The sequence below is a fragment of the Streptomyces sp. RFCAC02 genome, from assembly GCF_004193175.1.
In the GTDB taxonomy this organism is placed as follows: Bacteria; Actinomycetota; Actinomycetes; order Streptomycetales; family Streptomycetaceae; genus Streptomyces.
In genome coordinates this window covers 2770284-2787500 of sequence record NZ_SAUH01000001.1, presented here as the reverse complement: position 1 = coordinate 2787500, position 17217 = coordinate 2770284, and the positions used below count along the sequence as shown (strand labels likewise).

The 17217-nt window shown below is 72.7% G+C and carries 16 protein-coding genes, 2 rRNA genes and 1 pseudogene (1 of these 19 cut by a window edge); 14 read left to right on the top strand and 5 right to left on the bottom strand.

All coding sequences use genetic code 11. The features are described 5' to 3' along the window. From EMA09_RS12965 to EMA09_RS12935, 7 genes are all read left to right on the top strand, one after another. Positions 1-1426 (top strand): 23S ribosomal RNA (locus EMA09_RS12965); it begins 1674 nt to the left of the window's first position. Positions 1427-1484: 58 nt separating this feature from the next. Then, positions 1485-1601: ribosomal RNA gene (gene rrf / locus EMA09_RS12960) — 5S ribosomal RNA — on the top strand. A gap of 102 nt (positions 1602-1703) precedes the next feature. Continuing rightward, positions 1704-2876 carry an acetoin utilization protein AcuC gene (locus EMA09_RS12955; RefSeq protein WP_129841216.1) on the top strand — a complete coding sequence of 391 codons (1173 nt, stop codon included), beginning with the start codon at positions 1704-1706 and terminating at the stop codon, positions 2874-2876. 578 nt (positions 2877-3454) lie between these two features. After that, the gene (locus EMA09_RS12950; protein ID WP_168220719.1) at positions 3455-3661 is read left to right on the top strand and encodes a helix-turn-helix domain-containing protein; all 207 of its coding nucleotides are present in this window, start codon (positions 3455-3457) and stop codon (positions 3659-3661) included. Between the two features lie 128 nt (positions 3662-3789). Further along, positions 3790-3888 (top strand): AURKAIP1/COX24 domain-containing protein, encoded by a 99-nt coding sequence (locus EMA09_RS12945; protein WP_003948845.1) that lies wholly within the window; start codon positions 3790-3792, stop codon positions 3886-3888. 86 nt (positions 3889-3974) lie between these two features. Further along, positions 3975-5003 carry an NAD-dependent epimerase/dehydratase family protein gene (locus EMA09_RS12940; RefSeq protein WP_129841215.1) on the top strand — a complete coding sequence of 343 codons (1029 nt, stop codon included), beginning with the start codon at positions 3975-3977 and terminating at the stop codon, positions 5001-5003. Continuing rightward, positions 4996-5970 carry a lysophospholipid acyltransferase family protein gene (locus EMA09_RS12935; RefSeq protein ID WP_129841214.1) on the top strand — a complete coding sequence of 325 codons (975 nt, stop codon included), beginning with the start codon at positions 4996-4998 and terminating at the stop codon, positions 5968-5970. The genes EMA09_RS12940 and EMA09_RS12935 overlap by 8 nt, the downstream gene beginning before the upstream one ends. Before the next feature lie 19 nt (positions 5971-5989). On the opposite strand, the gene EMA09_RS12930 is transcribed toward EMA09_RS12935, so the two are convergent. Further along, a complete protein-coding gene (locus tag EMA09_RS12930) occupies positions 5990-6751 on the bottom strand; it encodes an SDR family oxidoreductase (protein ID WP_129841213.1) in 762 nt (253 codons plus the stop codon). A gap of 141 nt (positions 6752-6892) precedes the next feature. On the opposite strand from EMA09_RS12930, the gene EMA09_RS12925 reads away from it, so the two are divergent. Both EMA09_RS12925 and add read left to right on the top strand, forming a co-directional pair. Further along, on the top strand, positions 6893-7723 hold the full coding sequence (locus tag EMA09_RS12925; RefSeq protein WP_129841212.1) for a helix-turn-helix transcriptional regulator: 831 nt from the start codon (positions 6893-6895) through the stop codon (positions 7721-7723). Positions 7724-7794: 71 nt separating this feature from the next. Next, the gene (add, locus tag EMA09_RS12920; RefSeq protein ID WP_129841211.1) at positions 7795-8742 is read left to right on the top strand and encodes an adenosine deaminase; all 948 of its coding nucleotides are present in this window, start codon (positions 7795-7797) and stop codon (positions 8740-8742) included. Positions 8743-8749: 7 nt separating this feature from the next. Here the strand turns inward: add and EMA09_RS12915 are convergent, their stop codons facing one another. Next, on the bottom strand, positions 8750-9217 hold the full coding sequence (locus EMA09_RS12915; RefSeq protein WP_129841210.1) for a helix-turn-helix domain-containing protein: 468 nt from the start codon (positions 9215-9217) through the stop codon (positions 8750-8752). Between the two features lie 110 nt (positions 9218-9327). Between EMA09_RS12915 and EMA09_RS12910 the strand changes: the two genes are divergently transcribed. Continuing rightward, on the top strand, positions 9328-9606 hold the full coding sequence (locus tag EMA09_RS12910; RefSeq protein ID WP_346655825.1) for a DUF4440 domain-containing protein: 279 nt from the start codon (positions 9328-9330) through the stop codon (positions 9604-9606). A 30-nt stretch (positions 9607-9636) separates the two neighbouring features. Here the strand turns inward: EMA09_RS12910 and EMA09_RS12905 are convergent, their stop codons facing one another. The 3 genes from EMA09_RS12905 to EMA09_RS12895 all read right to left on the bottom strand — a co-directional run bounded on the left by EMA09_RS12905 (position 9637) and on the right by EMA09_RS12895 (position 13399). Beyond that, positions 9637-10926, bottom strand: coding sequence for a DUF5667 domain-containing protein (locus tag EMA09_RS12905; protein ID WP_206305942.1), 1290 nt, complete (start codon positions 10924-10926; stop codon positions 9637-9639). 282 nt (positions 10927-11208) lie between these two features. Further along, entirely contained in the window at positions 11209-12042 is an 834-nt protein-coding gene (locus EMA09_RS12900; protein WP_129841208.1) for an ECF subfamily RNA polymerase sigma factor, BldN family, read from the bottom strand. A gap of 361 nt (positions 12043-12403) precedes the next feature. After that, positions 12404-13399, bottom strand: a complete 996-nt coding sequence (locus EMA09_RS12895; RefSeq protein WP_129841207.1) for an HAD-IB family hydrolase — start codon at positions 13397-13399, stop codon at positions 12404-12406. Positions 13400-13492: 93 nt separating this feature from the next. Here EMA09_RS12895 and EMA09_RS28960 point away from each other — a divergent pair. From EMA09_RS28960 to hemC, 4 genes and pseudogenes are all read left to right on the top strand, one after another. Continuing rightward, positions 13493-13774, top strand: a pseudogene (locus tag EMA09_RS28960) (glutaredoxin family protein); the annotation flags it as partial. Positions 13775-14013: 239 nt separating this feature from the next. Beyond that, the gene (locus EMA09_RS12885) at positions 14014-14784 is read left to right on the top strand and encodes a redox-sensing transcriptional repressor Rex (RefSeq protein ID WP_129841205.1); all 771 of its coding nucleotides are present in this window, start codon (positions 14014-14016) and stop codon (positions 14782-14784) included. Next, positions 14781-16235 carry a glutamyl-tRNA reductase gene (locus tag EMA09_RS12880; RefSeq protein ID WP_129841204.1) on the top strand — a complete coding sequence of 485 codons (1455 nt, stop codon included), beginning with the start codon at positions 14781-14783 and terminating at the stop codon, positions 16233-16235. The genes EMA09_RS12885 and EMA09_RS12880 overlap by 4 nt, the downstream gene beginning before the upstream one ends. Further along, positions 16232-17215, top strand: coding sequence for a hydroxymethylbilane synthase (gene hemC, locus EMA09_RS12875; protein WP_129841203.1), 984 nt, complete (start codon positions 16232-16234; stop codon positions 17213-17215). The genes EMA09_RS12880 and hemC overlap by 4 nt, the downstream gene beginning before the upstream one ends. Positions 17216-17217 lie beyond the last annotated feature (2 nt).

The window sequence follows — 17217 nt, the reverse complement described above, 5'->3', positions numbered from 1 at the left end:
GGCCCGTCGTGCAGGTAAATCCGTGCGACATTGAGGGTGAGGCCTGATGCGGAGCCGATTGTGGTGAAGTGGATGATCCTATGCTGTCGAGAAAAGCCTCTAGCGATGTTTCATGGTGGCCCGTACCCGAAACCGACTCAGGTGGTCAGGTAGAGTATACCGAGGCGTTCGGGTGAACTATGGTTAAGGAACTCGGCAAATTGCCCCCGTAACTTCGGGAGAAGGGGGGCCGCTTCTGGTGAAGACCTTTTCGGTTGGAGCTGGGGGTGGCCGCAGAGACCAGCGAGAAGCGACTGTTTACTAAAAACACAGGTCCGTGCGAAGCTGTAAGGCGATGTATACGGACTGACGCCTGCCCGGTGCTGGAACGTTAAGGGGACCGGTTAGCTCTTTCGGGGGCGAGGCTGGGAACTTAAGCGCCAGTAAACGGCGGTGGTAACTATAACCATCCTAAGGTAGCGAAATTCCTTGTCGGGTAAGTTCCGACCTGCACGAATGGCGTAACGACTTCTCGACTGTCTCAACCATAGGCCCGGTGAAATTGCATTACGAGTAAAGATGCTCGTTTCGCGCAGCAGGACGGAAAGACCCCGGGACCTTTACTATAGCTTGATATTGGTGTTCGGTTCGGCTTGTGTAGGATAGGTGGGAGACTGTGAAGCTTGAGCGCCAGCTTGGGTGGAGTCGTTGTTGAAATACCACTCTGGTCGTGCTGGATGTCTAACCTGGGTCCGTGATCCGGATCGGGGACAGTGTCTGGTGGGTAGTTTAACTGGGGCGGTTGCCTCCTAAAGAGTAACGGAGGCGCCCAAAGGTTCCCTCAGCCTGGTTGGTTATCAGGTGGTGAGTGTAAGTGCACAAGGGAGCTTGACTGTGAGACTGGCGGGTCGAGCAGGTGCGAAAGCAGGGACTAGTGATCCGGCGGTGGCTTGTGGGAGCGCCGTCGCTCATCGGATAAAAGGTACCCCGGGGATAACAGGCTGATCTTCCCCAAGAGTCCGTATCGACGGGATGGTTTGGCACCTCGATGTCGGCTCGTCGCATCCTGGGGCTGGAGTTGGTCCCAAGGGTTGGGCTGTTCGCCCATTAAAGCGGTACGCGAGCTGGGTTTAGAACGTCGTGAGACAGTTCGGTCCCTATCCGCTGTGCGCGTTGGAGTCTTGAGAAGGGCTGTCCCTAGTACGAGAGGACCGGGACGGACGAACCTCTGGTGTGCCAGTTGTCCTGCCAAGGGCATGGCTGGTTGGCTACGTTCGGGAGGGATAACCGCTGAAAGCATCTAAGCGGGAAGCCTGCTTCGAGATGAGGACTCCCACCCACTTTGATGGGGTAAGGCCCCCGTTTGACGAGCGGGTTGATAGGCCGGAGATGGAAGCCCTGTGAGGGGTGGAGTTGACCGGTACTAATAGGCCGAGGGCTTGTCCATAGATGCTCGCGTCCACTGTGAAGTTCGAAGCCGGCCTGGCTGGTGCACCCATGGGTGTTCCGGTGGTCATGGCGGAGAGGAAACGCCCGGTTACATTCCGAACCCGGAAGCTAAGCTCTCCAGCGCCGATGGTACTGCATGGGGGACCGTGTGGGAGAGTAGGTCACCGCCGGACAATTATTGAATGAAGAGGCTCTGTCGGGGAGTTGTTGATTCCCTGGCAGAGCCTCTTCTTTTTTGTGTTTCCGCTGCGGAGCGGCGCGTTAGTGTGGCGGGCATGAGTGCTCGTGCGACGCGGCTGATGTGGGACCAGGGGCTCCTCGCCTACGACTTCGGCCCGGGACACCCCATGGCGCCCCTGCGCCTCGACCTGACACGGCGCCTCGTCGCGGCGTTCGGACTCGACAGCCGGCTCGACGTCGCCTCGGCGCCCGCCGCCACCGACGAGCTGCTGCTCGCCGTCCACGACCCCGCCTACCTCGAAGCCGTCCGAGCGGCCGGTGACCGACCCGGCGGCGCCGACCCGGCGTTCGGGCTCGGCACCGAGGACAACCCCGCCTTCGCCGGCATGCACGAGGCCGCCGCCCTCATCACCGGCCAGACCGTCGCGGCCATGGCCGCCGTCTGGAACGGCGACACCCCGCACGCCGTCAACTTCGCCGGCGGACTCCACCACGCCCGGCGGGCCGCCGCCGCCGGCTTCTGCGTCTACAACGACCCCGCCGTCGGCATCGCGCACCTCCTCGACCTCGGGGCGGAACGCGTCGCCTACGTCGACGTGGACGCCCACCACGGCGACGGCGTCCAGGACGCCTTCTGGGACGACCCGCGCGTCCTCACCGTCTCCGTCCACGAACACCCCCGCACCCTCTTCCCCGGCACGGGACTGCCCTCCGAGACCGGAGGCGCCGCCGCCGACGGAACGGCCGTCAACGTCGCCCTCCCGGCCGGCACGTCCGACAACGACTGGCTCCGCGCCCTCCAGGCCACCGTCCCCGAGGTCCTGGCCGCCTTCCGCCCCCAGATCCTCGTCTCCCAGCACGGCGCCGACACCCACTTCGAGGACTGGCAGAGCAACCTCACCCTCAGCCTCGACGCCCAGCGGGCTGCCGCCGACCTCTGCCACACCTGGGCGCACACCCACGCCGGCGGACAGTGGGTGGCGCTCGGCGGCGGCGGATACCAGGTCGTCGACGTCGTCCCCCGCGCCTGGACCCACCTCGTCGCCATCGCCGCCCACGCGCCCATCGAACCCGCCGCCGCCGTGCCCGAGGAGTGGCTCGCGGGCGTGTACGCCCGCACCCGGCAGCCGGGGCCACGGCGCATGACGGACGGCCGCACACCCGCCCCCAGGGCCTGGGAGGCGGGATACGATCCGGCCGACCCCGTCGACCGGGCCGTGCGCGCCACCCGGGCCGCCGTCTACCCGGCCCACGGTCTCCTGCCGTGACGGCTCACCGCCGACCGCCCGACCCCCGGGCCGGAGCGGCGGTCTACGCAGAACGGACGACGCGATCGCGCTGTTGTACGGGTGCCGGATCCCCTCTTTCGACGGGTGATCTATCGACATAGCGACCCGATCCCGCTCATCCGGTATTCGTTTTCGGGGCCGGCCGGGCCGGGCGGGCGGGCTGCCGCCGGAGGGCGGGGCCGGTCCGCGCCGACGGCGGCCGGGGGTCCCGGCGAGGCGGAGGGCGAAGCGTTCCGCCTGATGAGGTTTACGCCCCGCCGGCGGTGGATGCAGGTCAGCGTGTCGGGGCCGTGCCGGGACACCGGGGCACGTGGCGAGTTCGTGGAGCGCGTGGTTGCGCGGGACGGCGCATGGGGCGACGTGTGCGCCGTCAACGCGCTATGTGCTCAATCGGGCTTCTCTGTCACGGTAAGAGCCCGCTCGCAGGAAAAGGCCGGTTGCGGCACCTCTTCCCCTCTCGCATCACCCGCCCCTAACCTGGGGAGGAGCGCGCATGCGAGAGGGAGTCACCGGAGGGGAAGCCGGTGTCCGACATGTGCGGAAGGTCAGGTGTGACTATGGCTGCTGAACGGCTTCTGAGCGAGGCCAAGTTCCTGACCGTGGCGGAGGTCGCCGCGGTGATGCGTGTTTCCAAGATGACTGTGTACCGCCTGGTGCACGCCGGTCATCTGCCCGCGATCCGGGTGGGAAGGTCCTTCCGGGTCCCCGAGCAGGCCGTCCACGAGTACCTGCGGGAGTCCTTCGTGGGCGCAGAGAGCGCGTGAACTCCGCACGGCCCCTTCAGGTGCCCCTCGATTAACCCGCACCACCCGGTGACCGGTAGGCTGGCCCCATGTAGGTCGTGTGGGCTCGGACGCCCCGCACCGGGAAAGCTAAGTGAGCGAGGGTAGTCGTGGGCTCTGTTATCAAGAAGCGGCGCAAGCGGATGGCGAAGAAGAAGCACCGCAAGCTGCTGAAGCGCACGCGCGTGCAGCGTCGCAACAAGAAGTGAGCGAGCACCGCTGACCGGCCCTCCCGTCCGCTCGGAGACGGGAGGGCCGTACGCTTGGTGCCCGCGCGCCAGGGCAGGGGGTCGGTGTGGGCAGGACCGTGCTGGTCACCGGTGCCGCCCGGCACCTGGGTGGCGTGTTCGTGCGACGGCTGTGCCGGGAGCCCGGTGTGGACCGGGTCGTCGCGGTCGACGCCCGTCCGCCGGTGAGCGTGCCCGCGGAGGCCGTCGTCGTCCGGACCGACATCCGCCGCCCCTCGATCGCGGCCGTCCTGGCGGAGCAGGCCGTCGACACCGTGGTGCACCTCGATGTGAACGCGGCGGCGGGCCCGTACGGCGGTGGCCGTGCCACCGTCAAGGAGATCAACGTCCTCGGCACGCTGCAGTTGCTCGGTGCCGCGCAGAAGGTCCCGACGGTCGAGCAGGTCGTCGTGATCTCCAGCACCCAGGTCTACGGCAGTTCACCGCGTGATCCGGCCGTCGCCGACGAGACGCGGGGGCCGGTCGCGCCCGCGGCGGGCGGGTTCGCGCGGGACGTCGCCGAGGTCGAGGGGTACGTACGGGGCTTCGCCCGCCGGTGCCCCGACGTGGCGGTCACCGTGCTCCGGCTCGCCGACGTCCTGGCGCCGGGCGCGGACGGCCCGATGGCCGCGTACTTCCGGCTGCCGGTGCTGCCGACCGTCCTCGGGCACGATCCGCGGCTCCAGTTCGTGCACGAACGGGACGTGATCGAGGTGCTCGTGCGGGCCGTCCGGGGGCCGGACGGGCTCGGCCCGGGGACGTACGACGTCGCGGGGGACGGCGTGCTGCTGCTCTCGCAGGCGGCGCGGCGCCTGGGGCGGCCGACCGTGCCCGTGGCGCGGTCCCTGACGCCGTGGCTCGGGTCCGTGCTGCGGGCCTTCGGCGCGGACGGGGTGGCGGGGGAGCGGTTCCGGGCGCTGGTCCACGGGCGGGTCGTGCGGGGCGGGCTGCTGCAGGACGCGCTGGGCGGGCCGCTGGAATACACGACGGCGGCGGCGTTCGCGGACTTCGCCGCGTCGCTCGGCCCCGGGCTGCTGCCGCCGGCCGTGCTGGGGCGGGCCGTCGACCGGATCGAGAGGGCGGTGCGCCGTGGGTGACGCGAAGGTGATCCCGTTCCACGAGGGGGGCCGCAGGGCGCGCGGTGAGCGCGAGGAGAGCGGCGCGGCGCCGGAGGCCGCCGTCCCCCGGGAGGCCCCGCCGGACGGGGAGCCCGCGGGTGCGGCGGACGGACTCGACCGTGCGCTGGCCCGTGGGTTCGCGTTCCTCCGGCGGCGGATCACGGGCGAGTACGAGGTCGACGACTTCGGGTACGACGAGGACCTCACCGACGAGGTGCTGCTGCGGCTCCTGCGGCCCGTGTACGAGAAGTACTTCCGCGTCGAGGTGCGCGGCATCGAGAACATACCGGCGGACGGCGGCGCGCTCCTCGTCGCGAACCACTCCGGCGCCCTCCCGTGGGACGGGCTGATGCTCCAGGTCGCCGTGCGGGACCGGCACCCCGCGGGGCGCAACCTGCGGCTCCTCGCCGCGGACCTGGTGTTCCGGCTGCCCGTGGTGAACGGGCTCGCGCGGAAGGCCGGGCACACGCTGGCCTGCGCGGAGGACGCCGGGGAGCTGCTGCGGCGGGGTGAGCTGGTCGGCGTGATGCCGGAGGGGTTCAAGGGGCTGGGGAAGCCGTACGCCGAGCGGTACAAGCTGCAGCGGTTCGGGCGGGGCGGTTTCGTGGCGACGGCGCTGCGGGCGGGGGTGCCGATCGTGCCGTGCGCCATCGTGGGGGCCGAGGAGATCCACCCCATGCTGGGGAACGCCCGGGTCGTCGCACGCCTGCTGGGGCTGCCGTACTTCCCGGTGACGCCGACGTTCCCGTGGCTCGGGCCGCTGGGGGCGGTGCCGCTGCCGACGAAGTGGACCATCCAGTTCGGTGAGCCCATCGGGACCGGGGAGCGGCCGCCGGGGGCGGCCGATGACCCCATGCTCGTGTTCCAGCTCACCGACCAGGTGAGAGAAACGATTCAGCACACGCTGTACAAGCTGCTCGTCGGCCGCAGGTCGCTGTTCTTCTGAGCCGCCCGGCGGAGGCACGTCACGCCTGGCGGGTCGGGAGCGCGACGATCTGCCGCAGGTTGACGTGGCGGGGGCGGCTGACGGTGTAGGTGACGAGGTCGGCGATGTCCTCGGCGGACAGGCCGCCGAGAGCGCCGAACATGCCGTCGAGCTGCCCCACCAGCTCCGGGTTGTCGACATGGCCCGCCAGTTCCGTGTCGGTGAGGCCGGGCTCGATGTTGGTGACGCGGACGTCGCGCGGTCCCAGCTCCGTGCGGAGGGACTGGGCGAGGTACGTCAGGGCGGACTTGGTCGCGCCGTACACCGCGTACTGGGGGAACGGGACGTGGGCGCCGATCGAGGAGACGGTGACGAGGTCGGCGGGCGCGCCGTCCGCGGCGGCGGCCAGCAGGTCGGGCGTGAACGCGCCGATGACGTGCAGGGCGCCGGTGAGGTTCGTGTCGATCATGCGGTGCCACTCGTCGGTGCGGGCCGCCTCGACGGGGTTGGGCAGCATGACACCGGCGGCACCCACGACCAGATCGACCCGGCCGTAGGCGTCGTGGACCCGGTCGGCGGCGGCGCGTACGGCCTTCTCGTCGGTCACGTCGGCGGCGACGGGCAGGGCGGTGCCGCCGGTGGCCGTGATCTCGTCGGCGAGGCCGGCGAGGCGGTCCGTGCGGCGGGCGACGAGGGCGACCCGGGTGCCGTGGGCGGCGAGGGCGCGGGCGGTGGCCGCGCCCATTCCGCTGGCGGCTCCGGTGACGAGGGCGGTGCGGCCGGCGAGGTCGGCGTAGGACATGGGGCTCTCCCGGAGGGCGGTGGGCGGCGGCCGGGGTTCCGGTCCGCCGTGGTGTCCACTCTCCGGCGCGGCGGGGGAGCCTGGGAGGGCAGAGGTTTTCCTGGGTCCGGCAGTACCAGGCGGGCGGCCTAGCATCGGTGTATGGACGACGCGACGATCGGGGAATTCCTGCGCTCGCGGCGCGCGCGGGTGCGGCCGGAGGATGCCGGGCTTCCCCAGTACGGCAGGCGCCGGGTCCCTGGGCTGCGGCGTGAGGAGGTGGCGCAGCTCGCGGGGGTCAGCGTCGACTACTACGTGCGGCTCGAACAGGGGCGTGGCACGAACGTCTCGGACGCGGTGCTGGACGCTGTGGCGCGTGTCCTGCGGCTGGACCGGGCGGAGCGGGAGTACCTGTACGCGCTGGTGCGCCCCGGGCGCGGGCGCGGCGGTGTGCCCGGGGCCGGGGAGGCGGCGGAGGTCCGGGCGGGTACGCGGCTGCTGCTGGACTCGCTGACGGCGACGCCCGCGTTCGTCCTCGACCGCAGCATGGACGTGCTGGCGTGGAACGCGCTGGGGGACGCCGTCATGGGGTTCGGGCGGATGGGTCCCGGACGGCCGAGCATGCCGCGGTTCTGCTTCCTCGATCCGGCGGCGCGGGAGCTGTTCCCCGAGTGGCGGGTGGTGGCGGAGGAGTGCGTGGCGTTCCTCCGGCTTGCGGCCGGGCGCGCTCCGGGTGCCGGGGGGCCGGCCGGGCTGGTGCGGGAACTCTCGGTGCTGAGCGAGGACTTCCGCGCCCTGTGGGGTGAACAGCGTGTGGTGGACAAGGCGTTCGGTGTGAAGCGGGTCCGGCACCCGGAGGCGGGGGTGCTGGAGTTCCGGTACGAGACGCTGCGGGCGCCGTCGGACGACGGGCGGTTCCTCGTCCTCTACACGGCCGAGCCGGGGACGCCGACGGTGCGGTGGGTCGGGGAGCGGGCCGCGCGGACCGTCTGACGGGGCACGGCGGGGCGTGGTGCACGCTGTCACCCGACGGCCATCGCCTTCCCGATCACCAGGAGTTCGCAGTGAGGGATCTTCGCCTGCTTCCCAAGGCGCACCTGCACACCCATCTGGAGAGCACGGTCCGGCACGCCACGATCCGCGATCTGGGTGGGGAACCTCCCGCGCAGAAGCGGCCGTTCAACGGGTTCCGGGAGTTCGCCGACCAGCGGGCCACGGTGCGGGCGCTGCTGCGCGAGCGTGCGCACTTCCGCCGCGTGGCCGAGGAGTTCTGCGCGGACGAGGCGGCCCAGGGCGTCCGCTGGGCTGAGGTCACCTTCACGGCGGCGGCCCATGGCGAACGGCTCGGCGACCCGGTGATGCCGCTGGAGGCGGTGCTCGAAGGGCTGGCCGCGGGCGAGGAGCGGTACGGCGTCCGGACCCGGGTGATCCTGGACCACTCCCGCCGCCGCCCCGTCGAGCGGCTGTGGCGCACTGTCGAACTGGCGGTCCGGTACCCGCGGGTGGTCGCCATCGGCCTCGCGGGGGACGAGTTCCACCCGGCGGCGCCCTTCGCCGGGGCGCTGCGGGCGGCTCGCGAGAAGGGGCTGCGTCTCGTGCACCACGCCGGGGAGACGGCAGGTCCGGCCAGTGTGCGGGAGGCCCTGGCGGTGGGGCACGCGGAGCGGATCGGCCACGGCATCCGGGTGCTGGAGGACCCGGACCTGGTGGCGGAGCTACGGGAACGCCGGGTGCCGCTCGAGGTCTGCCCGTCGTCGAACGTCCTGCTGGGCCTGGTGCCCTCGCTCGGTGAGCACCCGTTGCCGCGCCTGGTGGAGGCCGGTCTGACGGTCACGCTGAACACCGACGGTGAGACGTCCCTGGTGGCGGAGTACGAGCGCGTCCGGGAGGTCTTCGGCTACGGGGACGCCGAGTTGGCCGGCCTGGCCCGCGCCGCCGTCATGAGCAGTTTTGCCCCGGAGGAGGAGAAGGCGCGGTTGCGTGCCGGGATCGATCACTGGCTGAACGGCTGAGGGCCGGTCAGCCGCCGGAAGTGTCCCCCGTGAGGGACTGGAGGGCGGATCCGGTGCGGTACAGCTCGGTGAGGAGGGGGCGCAGCGCGAGTCCGGCGCCGGTGAGGGTGTAGCGGGAGACGGCGGGGAAGCCCGGGAGCCGTTCGTGGATGAGCAGGCCGTTGCCCTCGAGGGTGCGGAGCCGTTCGGTGAGGACCTTGGCGCTCAGGTCCGGCAGGCGCTGCCGCAGCGCGCCGAACGATGCGGGGCCGGCCATCAGTTCGCGCAGGACGAGGGTGGTCCAGCGGCCCGCGATGGCGGTGAGCGCCGTCTCCACGGGGCAGTCCGGGTCGGGCCTGGTCGTACGGCCGCGGGCGTCGGGGACCAGGCCGGTGTCCCAGCCGTCCGGGGCGGGCGCGTGGGTCACCGTTTGGTGACCCACGCGGCGGACGGATTGGGTGGTGCCATGACCGAAGCCGGATTCCGGGGCGCTCATGCCCCCACTGTCACGCTGACCACGGACCCGCGGCAACATCCCGAGGTGTTCGCCGCGGCCTTCAACACGGGCGACCCGGACGCGGTGGCGCGGGTCTACGAGCCGGGGCGGTGTTCGCGCCGTCACCGGGCCGTGCCGTCACGGGCGGGGAACTGGACCGGGCCAACCGGGAGATGCTCGGGCTCGGGCTGCCGATCACCGTGCGGCCGCGGCACACGTATGTGGCCGGGGACATCGCGCTGCTGATCGTCGACTGGAGCATCGCCGGCCGGGACCGGGCGGGGAACGCCGTGCGTGTCGAGGGGACCGCGACGGATGTGGCGCGCCGTGGCCCGGACGGGCTGTGGCGTTATGTGATCGACAATCCGTTCGGTACGGCCGGGGGCTGACCGCGTGGGGCGCCCCCGGCCGACGGGTCGTCAGTCGGCGCCGTCCCCGCGGGTGTCGAGGCCGAGGCCGGGGAGCAGGTCGTCGACGAGGGGCGGGATCGTGATCTCCGGCAGCGCGCCCTCGGCGTCCTGCTCCGTCGCGCCGGGGGACGGGCTGTCGGTGGGGGTGCCGGAGTCGGTGGCGGGGCCGGGCTCCAGGATGCCGACGCCGCCGAGCAGGCCCTCGTCGGCCGGCGGGGAGCCGCCGTCGGCCGGGGAAGCTGCGCCGCCCTCGTCACTCGGGGTGGGGGAGGAGGGCGGCGCCGGGTCGTGCGACTCCGCGGGGCGGGCGCCCCTGTCGGGGGCCGTGGCGGATCCGGCGGCGGCCGACGCGTTCGCCGGCTCGTCGGGGAGGAGGGACTTGAGGGGGGCGATGTCGTCGTCCATGGCGTCCAGGACGTCGGTGACCTCGCCGGCGACGCCCCGCAGCTCGGGCGGGATGCGGTGGCGGATCTCCGTCCAGGTGGCGCGGTGGTTCTCGGTGAAGGCGGACAGGGACTGGATCGGGTCCAGGGAACCGTCGGCCTCGTACGCCTGGGCGAGGAGCCGGTGCGCCTCGGCGGCGTCGTCGCGCAGGGCGGTGAGGGCGCGGTGGATGGCGGCGAGGTCGTCCTCGTCGAGGGGGCCGGAGCGGCCGCGCTCCAGGAGGCGGCGGGCCTCGTTCAGCCGGGTGGAGGCGTGGTCGAGGTAGACGCGCCCCCGGTCGATGTCGCCGTCGGTGAAGTCGAGCCGCAGGTCCTCCATGCTGCGCTTGAGGCCGTAGAGGGTGTCCCCGGGCAGGGCGTCGGAGCTGGCGGCGGCGACCCCGCCGAACGCGCCGGCGGCGACCCCCATCGTCAGGCCGCCCGCGGCCAGCCCCTTGGTGAGCCGGGTCCGGGGGCGGAGCCTGGCGAGGGCGCCGGCTCCCACCGCGCGGTGGAGACCCCGGCCGCCGGGGGCGCGGCGCGGGGCCGGGACGCCGGCCCCGGGGGCCGCCTCGGCGGGCGCCGTCCGCTCGCCGTACGCGGCCTGCATGGCGGCGATCAGGGCGGCGCGCTGCGCCTCCTTCGCCGCGGCCGGCAGCTCCGGCCGGGGCAGGGCGGACAGCCGGTCGGCGACGGACAGCAGCGCGGCGTGCTCCGTACTGTCCGCCGGGTGGTCGACCGGGTGGTCGGCCTGATGGTGGGCCGGGTGGTCCGCGGCCGCCGCCGATTCCCCGGACCGCGGCTCACCGAGCCGCGGTTGATCGAGGAGATGGGCGAAGGCGTTGGCCCGGCGGTTCGCCGACACGGAACCGATCACGGGCGGCACCTCCTCTCGTCACAGGAAGGACTCCCCACGGCCGGACAGGAGTTCCGGGACCCGGGGACGCGCACCCGGACGGGTGACGCGCCTCGGCCGGGACCCGGTCGTAGGAAGCCCACGAACCCGACAACGAGCGGACAGGCACTCGGGTTACGGCTGGCAGATTATGTGACCGATGGATGGAGGCCGGTCACGGAGGGTCCACCGTGGCCCGGAGGCGGGACGCAGCGGGACGGAAGGGGCGTGCGGACGGCGGCCGACGGGACGGACGCGCCCGGGTCAGCGGGCGTCGTCCGGCAGGAGCCGGGCCAGGGTGCGGACGGCGCGGTACTGGAGCGTCTTGATGGCGCCCTCGTTCTTGCCCATCACGCGGGCCGTCTCCGCGACGGAGAGCCCCTGGAGGAACCGGAGGGTGACGCACTCCTGCTGCTGCGGGTTGAGCTTGCGGACGGCGTCGAGGAGCGCCGAGTTGGCCAGGGACTCGAGGACGGACTCCTCGGGGCTGCGCTCGACCTCGTTGGCGTCCAGCATCTCGCCGGTGGTGACTTCGAGGCGGAAGCGGCTGGACTTGAAGTGGTCGGCGACCAGGTTCCGGGCGATGGTGACCAGCCATGCGCCGAAGTCGCGGCCCTGCCAGGTGAACGTGCCGATGCGGCGCAGCGCGCGCAGGAAGGTCTCGCTGGTGAGGTCCTCGGCCGTCGCGCGGCCCCCGACGCGGTAGTAGATGTACCGGTAGACCGTGTCGGAGTACTGGTCGTAGAGGCTGCCGAACGCCTCGGCCTCGCCGCTCTGGGCGCGTTCGACGAGGTCCATCATGCGGCGGCTGTCGCTGTCGGCCGCGGGGCGCCGCTGGGTCGAGGTGCCCGCGGCGCCGGAACGGGCACGTCTGCCCGCGGTGCCGGGTCCGGTGCCCGTCGGGGCGGGGGTGGGCGCGGTGGCCACGGCGCCGGTGCCGGCGGCCCGGTCGGCGACTGCGTAGGCGGGGCCTGCGGGGACAGGTGCGGCGAGGGTGGGGACGGCGTACGCGGTGGGGACGAGGGCGCGCAATCGGTCGAGGACCGTTGAGCGCGGCGCAGCCAGGCCCGAGGCGTCAACCCCGACGTGTGGGTACACGGGACTCCCAGAGGCTTAAGCTTCCAACACGTGCAGTGGTGGGTCCGTCACCCGTCACCTGGGTGGGAACGGCTGGGGACCGGATTGCGTCTGAGGAGAATAACGCTTCGTACTGACGGTGCTACGCGTAGTTGCGAAAATCGCCGATTAGCTTTGAAGTGTGACACCTTGTGGTCAGGTCGCCACACCAACGCCATGCCAAGAGTGATCACCGGATGATCGGAATTGCCATCTGGTGACCGAGATTGATCAATGGGGTGGAGGGAGGTTGGCCGGGCGCGGCCGCGGGGTAGAGCATCACGGTTGGGCGGGCACGGCGCGCCACGCCCCTGCCCGCTGCCCGGAGAACCGCCTGGTGGCCCTAGCGGCGCCGTCGTTGCAGGGCGAACGCCGCCATCGCGCCGCCCGCGACCGCGCCCGCGCCGGCCGCCGCCGGGACACCGACCCGCACCGCCTTGCGGCCCGTCCGGTAGTCGCGCAGGCGCCAGCCCATTTCCCGGGCGTGCGCGCGCAGCTTGCTGTCAGGATTGATCGCATACGGATGGCCGACGAGCGACAGCAGCGGGATGTCGTTGGCCGAATCGCTGTACGCGGCGCAGCGCGCCAGGTCGAGGTCCTCCGCCTCGGCCAGCGCCCGGACGGCGAGCGCCTTGGCCGGGCCGTGCAGCGGCTCGCCGACGAGACGGCCGGTGTAGACGCCGTCCACGGTCTCGGCGACCGTGCCGAGGGCGCCCGTCAGGCCGAGGCGGCGGGCGACGATGCGCGCGGTCTCCACCGGCGCCGCCGTGACGAGCCACACGCGCTGCCCCGCGTCGAGGTGCGCCTGGGCGAGGGCGCGCGTGCCCGGCCAGATGCGGCCGGCCATGTACTCGTCGTAGATCTCCTCGCCGATCGCGGTGAGTTCCGCGACGTCGTGCCCGCGCACGATGGACAGCGCGCTGTCCCTGGCGTCCTGCATGTGGCCGGCGTGCTCGGCGCCGGCGAGGCGGAAGTACGCCTGCTGCCAGGCGAACTTCACGAGCTCCCGCTTGCGGAAGAACTTCCGCTTGTACAGGCCGCGTCCGAGGTGGAAGATCGCCGCGCCCTGCATCACCGTGTTGTCGAGGTCGAAGAACGCTGCGGCGCGTGCGTCGCCGGGGGCGGGGAACTCCGGCTCGTCCGCGACCTGGGCGCGCGCCGCCTCGGCCGCTGCCTCGCCGGCGAGCGTCAGCCGCGCCCGGCGCGGCGCCGGCGGGGTGCCCGGGACGCCGGCGTCGTCGTCCCGGCGCTCCGTGGCCGCGCGCCTGCGGGCCGTGAACCACCCCCCGCGGGCGGTGGCCCCGGTCGTGCGCGACTCGGACGGTCGTGGCCTGGCCATGCGTCGAGCATAGCCAGGGCGGACGGCGTGCCCACCACGCGCGGGTGGCGCGGGGATGACACCGGGGTTGCCCCCGGCGGCACAATGGGCCGTATGACTCCCCTCCTCCGCCCGCGCCGCGGCGCCCCGCGGCCCGCTCCCGCCGACCGGCTCGTCACCCTGATCGGGAAGCCCGGCTGCCACCTGTGCGACGACGCCCGCGCCGTCGTCGCCGCGGTGTGCGAGGAGACGGGGGCCGCCTGGGAGGAGAAGGACATCACCGTCGACGAGGAGCTGCACCGGCGGTACTGGGAGCAGATCCCGGTCGTCCTCGTGGACGGTGAACAGCACGACTTCTGGCGGGTGGACGCGGGGCGGCTGCGGGCGGCGTTGGGGCCTGACCCGTTTTGGGGCTACCATGCGGGGTCGTTTTATCCGCCTGCGGAACGATCTGAGGAGTGTGACGGGTGTCCTCGTTGGTGCGTGTGGCACCGGTCACTTTGGATGGACAAAACGGACACCATCTTTGTGCACGCGTTCACAAAGACATAGCCTGGTCACGACGGAACGGTCCCGGCGCTCGTCCCTGCGCCGCGGACACGCGACCTCCGCTTGGCCCGACCGGCAGGAGCACCGTGGCAACTGGCCGAAATCACCGACCGGCGACCCGTAGCCGGGGAATCCCCGAGGCTACCGTCGCCCGTCTCCCGCTGTATCTGCGGGCGCTCACCGCGCTCTCGGAGCGCTCGGTGCCCACGGTCTCGTCGGAGGAGCTGGCGAGCGCCGCCGGGGTGAACTCGGCCAAGCTCCGCAAGGACTTCTCCTACCTCGGCAGTTACGGCACGCGCGGCGTCGGCTACGACGTCGAGTATCTCGTCTACCAGATCTCCCGCGAACTCGGCCTCACCCAGGACTGGCCCGTCGTCATCGTCGGCATCGGCAACCTGGGCGCCGCCCTCGCCAACTACGGCGGGTTCGCGTCCCGCGGCTTCCGCGTCGCGGCCCTGATCGACGCCGACCCCGCGATGACCGGCCGGCAGGTCGCCGGCATCGCCGTGCAGCACGTCGACGACCTGGAGTCGATCATCCAGACCGGCGGTGTCTCCATCGGCGTCATCACGACCCCGGGCGGTGCCGCGCAGCAGGTGTGCGACCGTCTCGTGGCGGCCGGCGTCACCTCCATCCTGAACTTCGCCCCGACCGTCCTGTCGGTGCCCGACGGCGTGGACGTGCGGAAGGTGGACCTGTCGATCGAGCTGCAGATCCTCGCCTTCCACGAGCAGCGCAAGGCCGCCGAGGACATCGGCGCGCCCCTGCCCCGCGACCTGGCCGCGCCCCCGGCGGCGCCCGGTGCCCCGGGCGAGCAGGGCGACGGCGGCCTCCCGGCGGCGGTGATGCCCGCATGACTCTGATCGCCATCGGCATCAGCCACCGCACCGCGCCCGTCAGCCTCCTGGAGCGGGCCGCGCTCGCGCCCGAGGCCGCCGCGAAGCTGCTGCACGACATGCTCGGCGGCACCGACGGACCGGCCGCCGAGGCCGCCGTCCTGTCGACCTGCAACCGCATCGAGCTGTACGCCGAGCTGGAGCCCGGCGCGGGCCGCGCCGGCGCCGACGCGCTGACCGCGCTGTTCGCCCGGCACAGCGGTGTCGGCGAGCAGGACCTCGCGCCCTACCTCTACCGGCACGTCGAGGACGCCGCCGTCGAGCACCTCCTGTCGGTGGCCTGCGGTCTCGACTCGATGGTCGTCGGCGAGGGGCAGATCCTCGGGCAGATCAAGGCCGCCCTCGCCCTCGCGCAGGACGAGCGCACCGCGGGGCGGCTGCTGAACGACCTGTTCCAGCAGGCCCTGCGCGTCGGCAAGCGCGCGCACAGCGAGACGGCCATCGACCGCGCCGGGCAGTCCCTGGTCACGTTCGGCCTCGACCGGCTCGCGGCCGGCGACCCGTGCGGCCATGGCGACCCGGCCGCCTGGCTCAGGGGCCGCCGCGCCCTCGTGATCGGCGCGGGCTCCATGTCCTCGCTGGCCGCCACCACGCTCGCCCGCTCCGGTGTCGCCGAACTGGTGATCGCCAACCGGACGCTGGAGCGTGCCGAACGCCTCGCCGCCGCGCTCGCCGCCCCGGAGGACGGCCCGCGCGCCCGTGCCGTCCCCATCAACGCGATCTCCATGGCCGCCGAGCTGGCCCTGGCCGACATCGTCGTCTCCTGTACCGGCGCGTCCGGCACCGTGCTCACCGCCGACGCGGTCGCCGCCGTCGTGCGGGAACGCGCCCGCCGCTCCGCCGGCCGCCCCTGTCCGTGTCCGGTGGTCGAGGGCCACACCCACACCTCCGCCACCGGGCCGGTGCTCGCCATGCTCGACCTGGCCATGCCGCGCGACGTCGACGCCGCCGTCCACGCGCTCGCCGGCGTGCGGCTGGTGGACATCGAGTCCCTCGCCGCCGCGTCCGCCGACGCGCCGATGGCCGCCGACGTGGACGCCGTGCGGGCGATCGTGGCCGAGGAGACCGCCGCGTTCGGCGCGGCCCGCCGCGCCGCGCACATCACGCCCACCGTCGTCGCGCTGCGCGCCATGGCGGCCGACGTCGTCGCCGCCGAGCTGACCCGGCTCCACGGCCGGCTGCCCGGCCTCGACGACAAGGAGCGCGCCGAGATCACCCGGACGGTCCGCCGCGTCGTGGACAAACTGCTGCACGCGCCGACCGTCCGCGTCAAGGAACTGGCGGGCGAGCCGGGCGGCGCCTACTATGCGGCGGCCCTGCGACAACTGTTCGACCTCGCGGGGGCCGACCCCGGCGCGGCCGCCGCCCACCCCACGTTGAACCACGCCCACCCGGAACAGGAGCGGTCATGAACGCATCGCACCGGCCCCTGCGGCTCGGTACGCGACGCTCCCAGCTCGCCATGGCACAGTCGGGCGGTGTCGCACGGCAGGTCGAGCGCCTCACCGGCAGGCCCGTCGAGCTTGTCGAGATCACCACGTACGGCGACGTCTCCCGCGAGGCGCTCGCCAGCATCGGGGGCACCGGCGTCTTCGTCTCGGCGCTGCGCGACGCGCTGCTCGCCGGGGAGATCGACTTCGCCGTCCACTCCCTCAAGGACCTTCCCACCGCGCAGCCCGAGGCCCTGACGCTCGCCGCGCTCCCGCGGCGCGCCGACCCGCGGGACGTGCTGGTCTCCCGCGCCGGGCTGCCGTTCGAGGAGCTGACGGCCGACCCGGCGCGCCCCGCCAGGATCGGCACCGGCTCCCCGCGCCGGACGGCCCAGCTCAACGCCTGGGCGCGCTCCCTCGGCAGGACGATCGAGACGGTCGCCATCCGGGGCAACGTGGACACCAGGATCGGATACGTCCGCTCCGGCGAGCTCGACGCCGTCGTGCTCGCCGCCGCCGGACTGCACCGCATCGGCCGGGCCGGGGAGATCAGCGAGCCGCTGTCCCCCGACACCGTGCTGCCCGCCCCCGGCCAGGGGGCACTCGCGGTCGAGTGCGCCGCTTCGAACACGGCACTCGCCGCCCAGCTCGCCGGCCTCGACGACCCGCACACCCGCATGGCCGTCACCGCCGAGCGCACCCTGCTCGCCACCCTGGAGGCCGGCTGCAGCGCACCTGTGGGCGCGTACGCCGACCTGCTCACGGGGGACGACGGGCAGACCGTCACCGAAGTGCGCCTGCGCGGCGTCGTCGGCACCACCGACGGCTCCGCGCTGGTGCAGCTGTCCACCACCGGTCCCGTACCGGCGTCCGCCGGGGAGGCGGCGGCCATGGGCCGCACCCTCGCCGACGAGATGCTCGCCAAGGGCGCGGCCGGTCTGATGGGGGAGCGAGCACATTGAGC

What these genes read in the sequence shown, in the direction of transcription:
- EMA09_RS12950 (WP_168220719.1), top strand. Translation starts at nt 3,455, where the DNA reads ATGGCTGCTGAACGGCTTCTGAGCGAGGCCAAGTTCCTGACCGTGGCG.
- EMA09_RS12955 (WP_129841216.1), top strand. Translation starts at nt 1,704, where the DNA reads ATGAGTGCTCGTGCGACGCGGCTGATGTGGGACCAGGGGCTCCTCGCC.
- hemC (WP_129841203.1), top strand. Translation starts at nt 16,232, where the DNA reads ATGAACGCATCGCACCGGCCCCTGCGGCTCGGTACGCGACGCTCCCAG.
- EMA09_RS12915 (WP_129841210.1), bottom strand. Translation starts at nt 9,217, where the DNA reads ATGAGCGCCCCGGAATCCGGCTTCGGTCATGGCACCACCCAATCCGTC.
- EMA09_RS12925 (WP_129841212.1), top strand. Translation starts at nt 6,893, where the DNA reads ATGGACGACGCGACGATCGGGGAATTCCTGCGCTCGCGGCGCGCGCGG.
- EMA09_RS12895 (WP_129841207.1), bottom strand. Translation starts at nt 13,399, where the DNA reads ATGGCCAGGCCACGACCGTCCGAGTCGCGCACGACCGGGGCCACCGCC.
- EMA09_RS12930 (WP_129841213.1), bottom strand. Translation starts at nt 6,751, where the DNA reads ATGTCCTACGCCGACCTCGCCGGCCGCACCGCCCTCGTCACCGGAGCC.
- EMA09_RS12880 (WP_129841204.1), top strand. Translation starts at nt 14,781, where the DNA reads ATGACTCTGATCGCCATCGGCATCAGCCACCGCACCGCGCCCGTCAGC.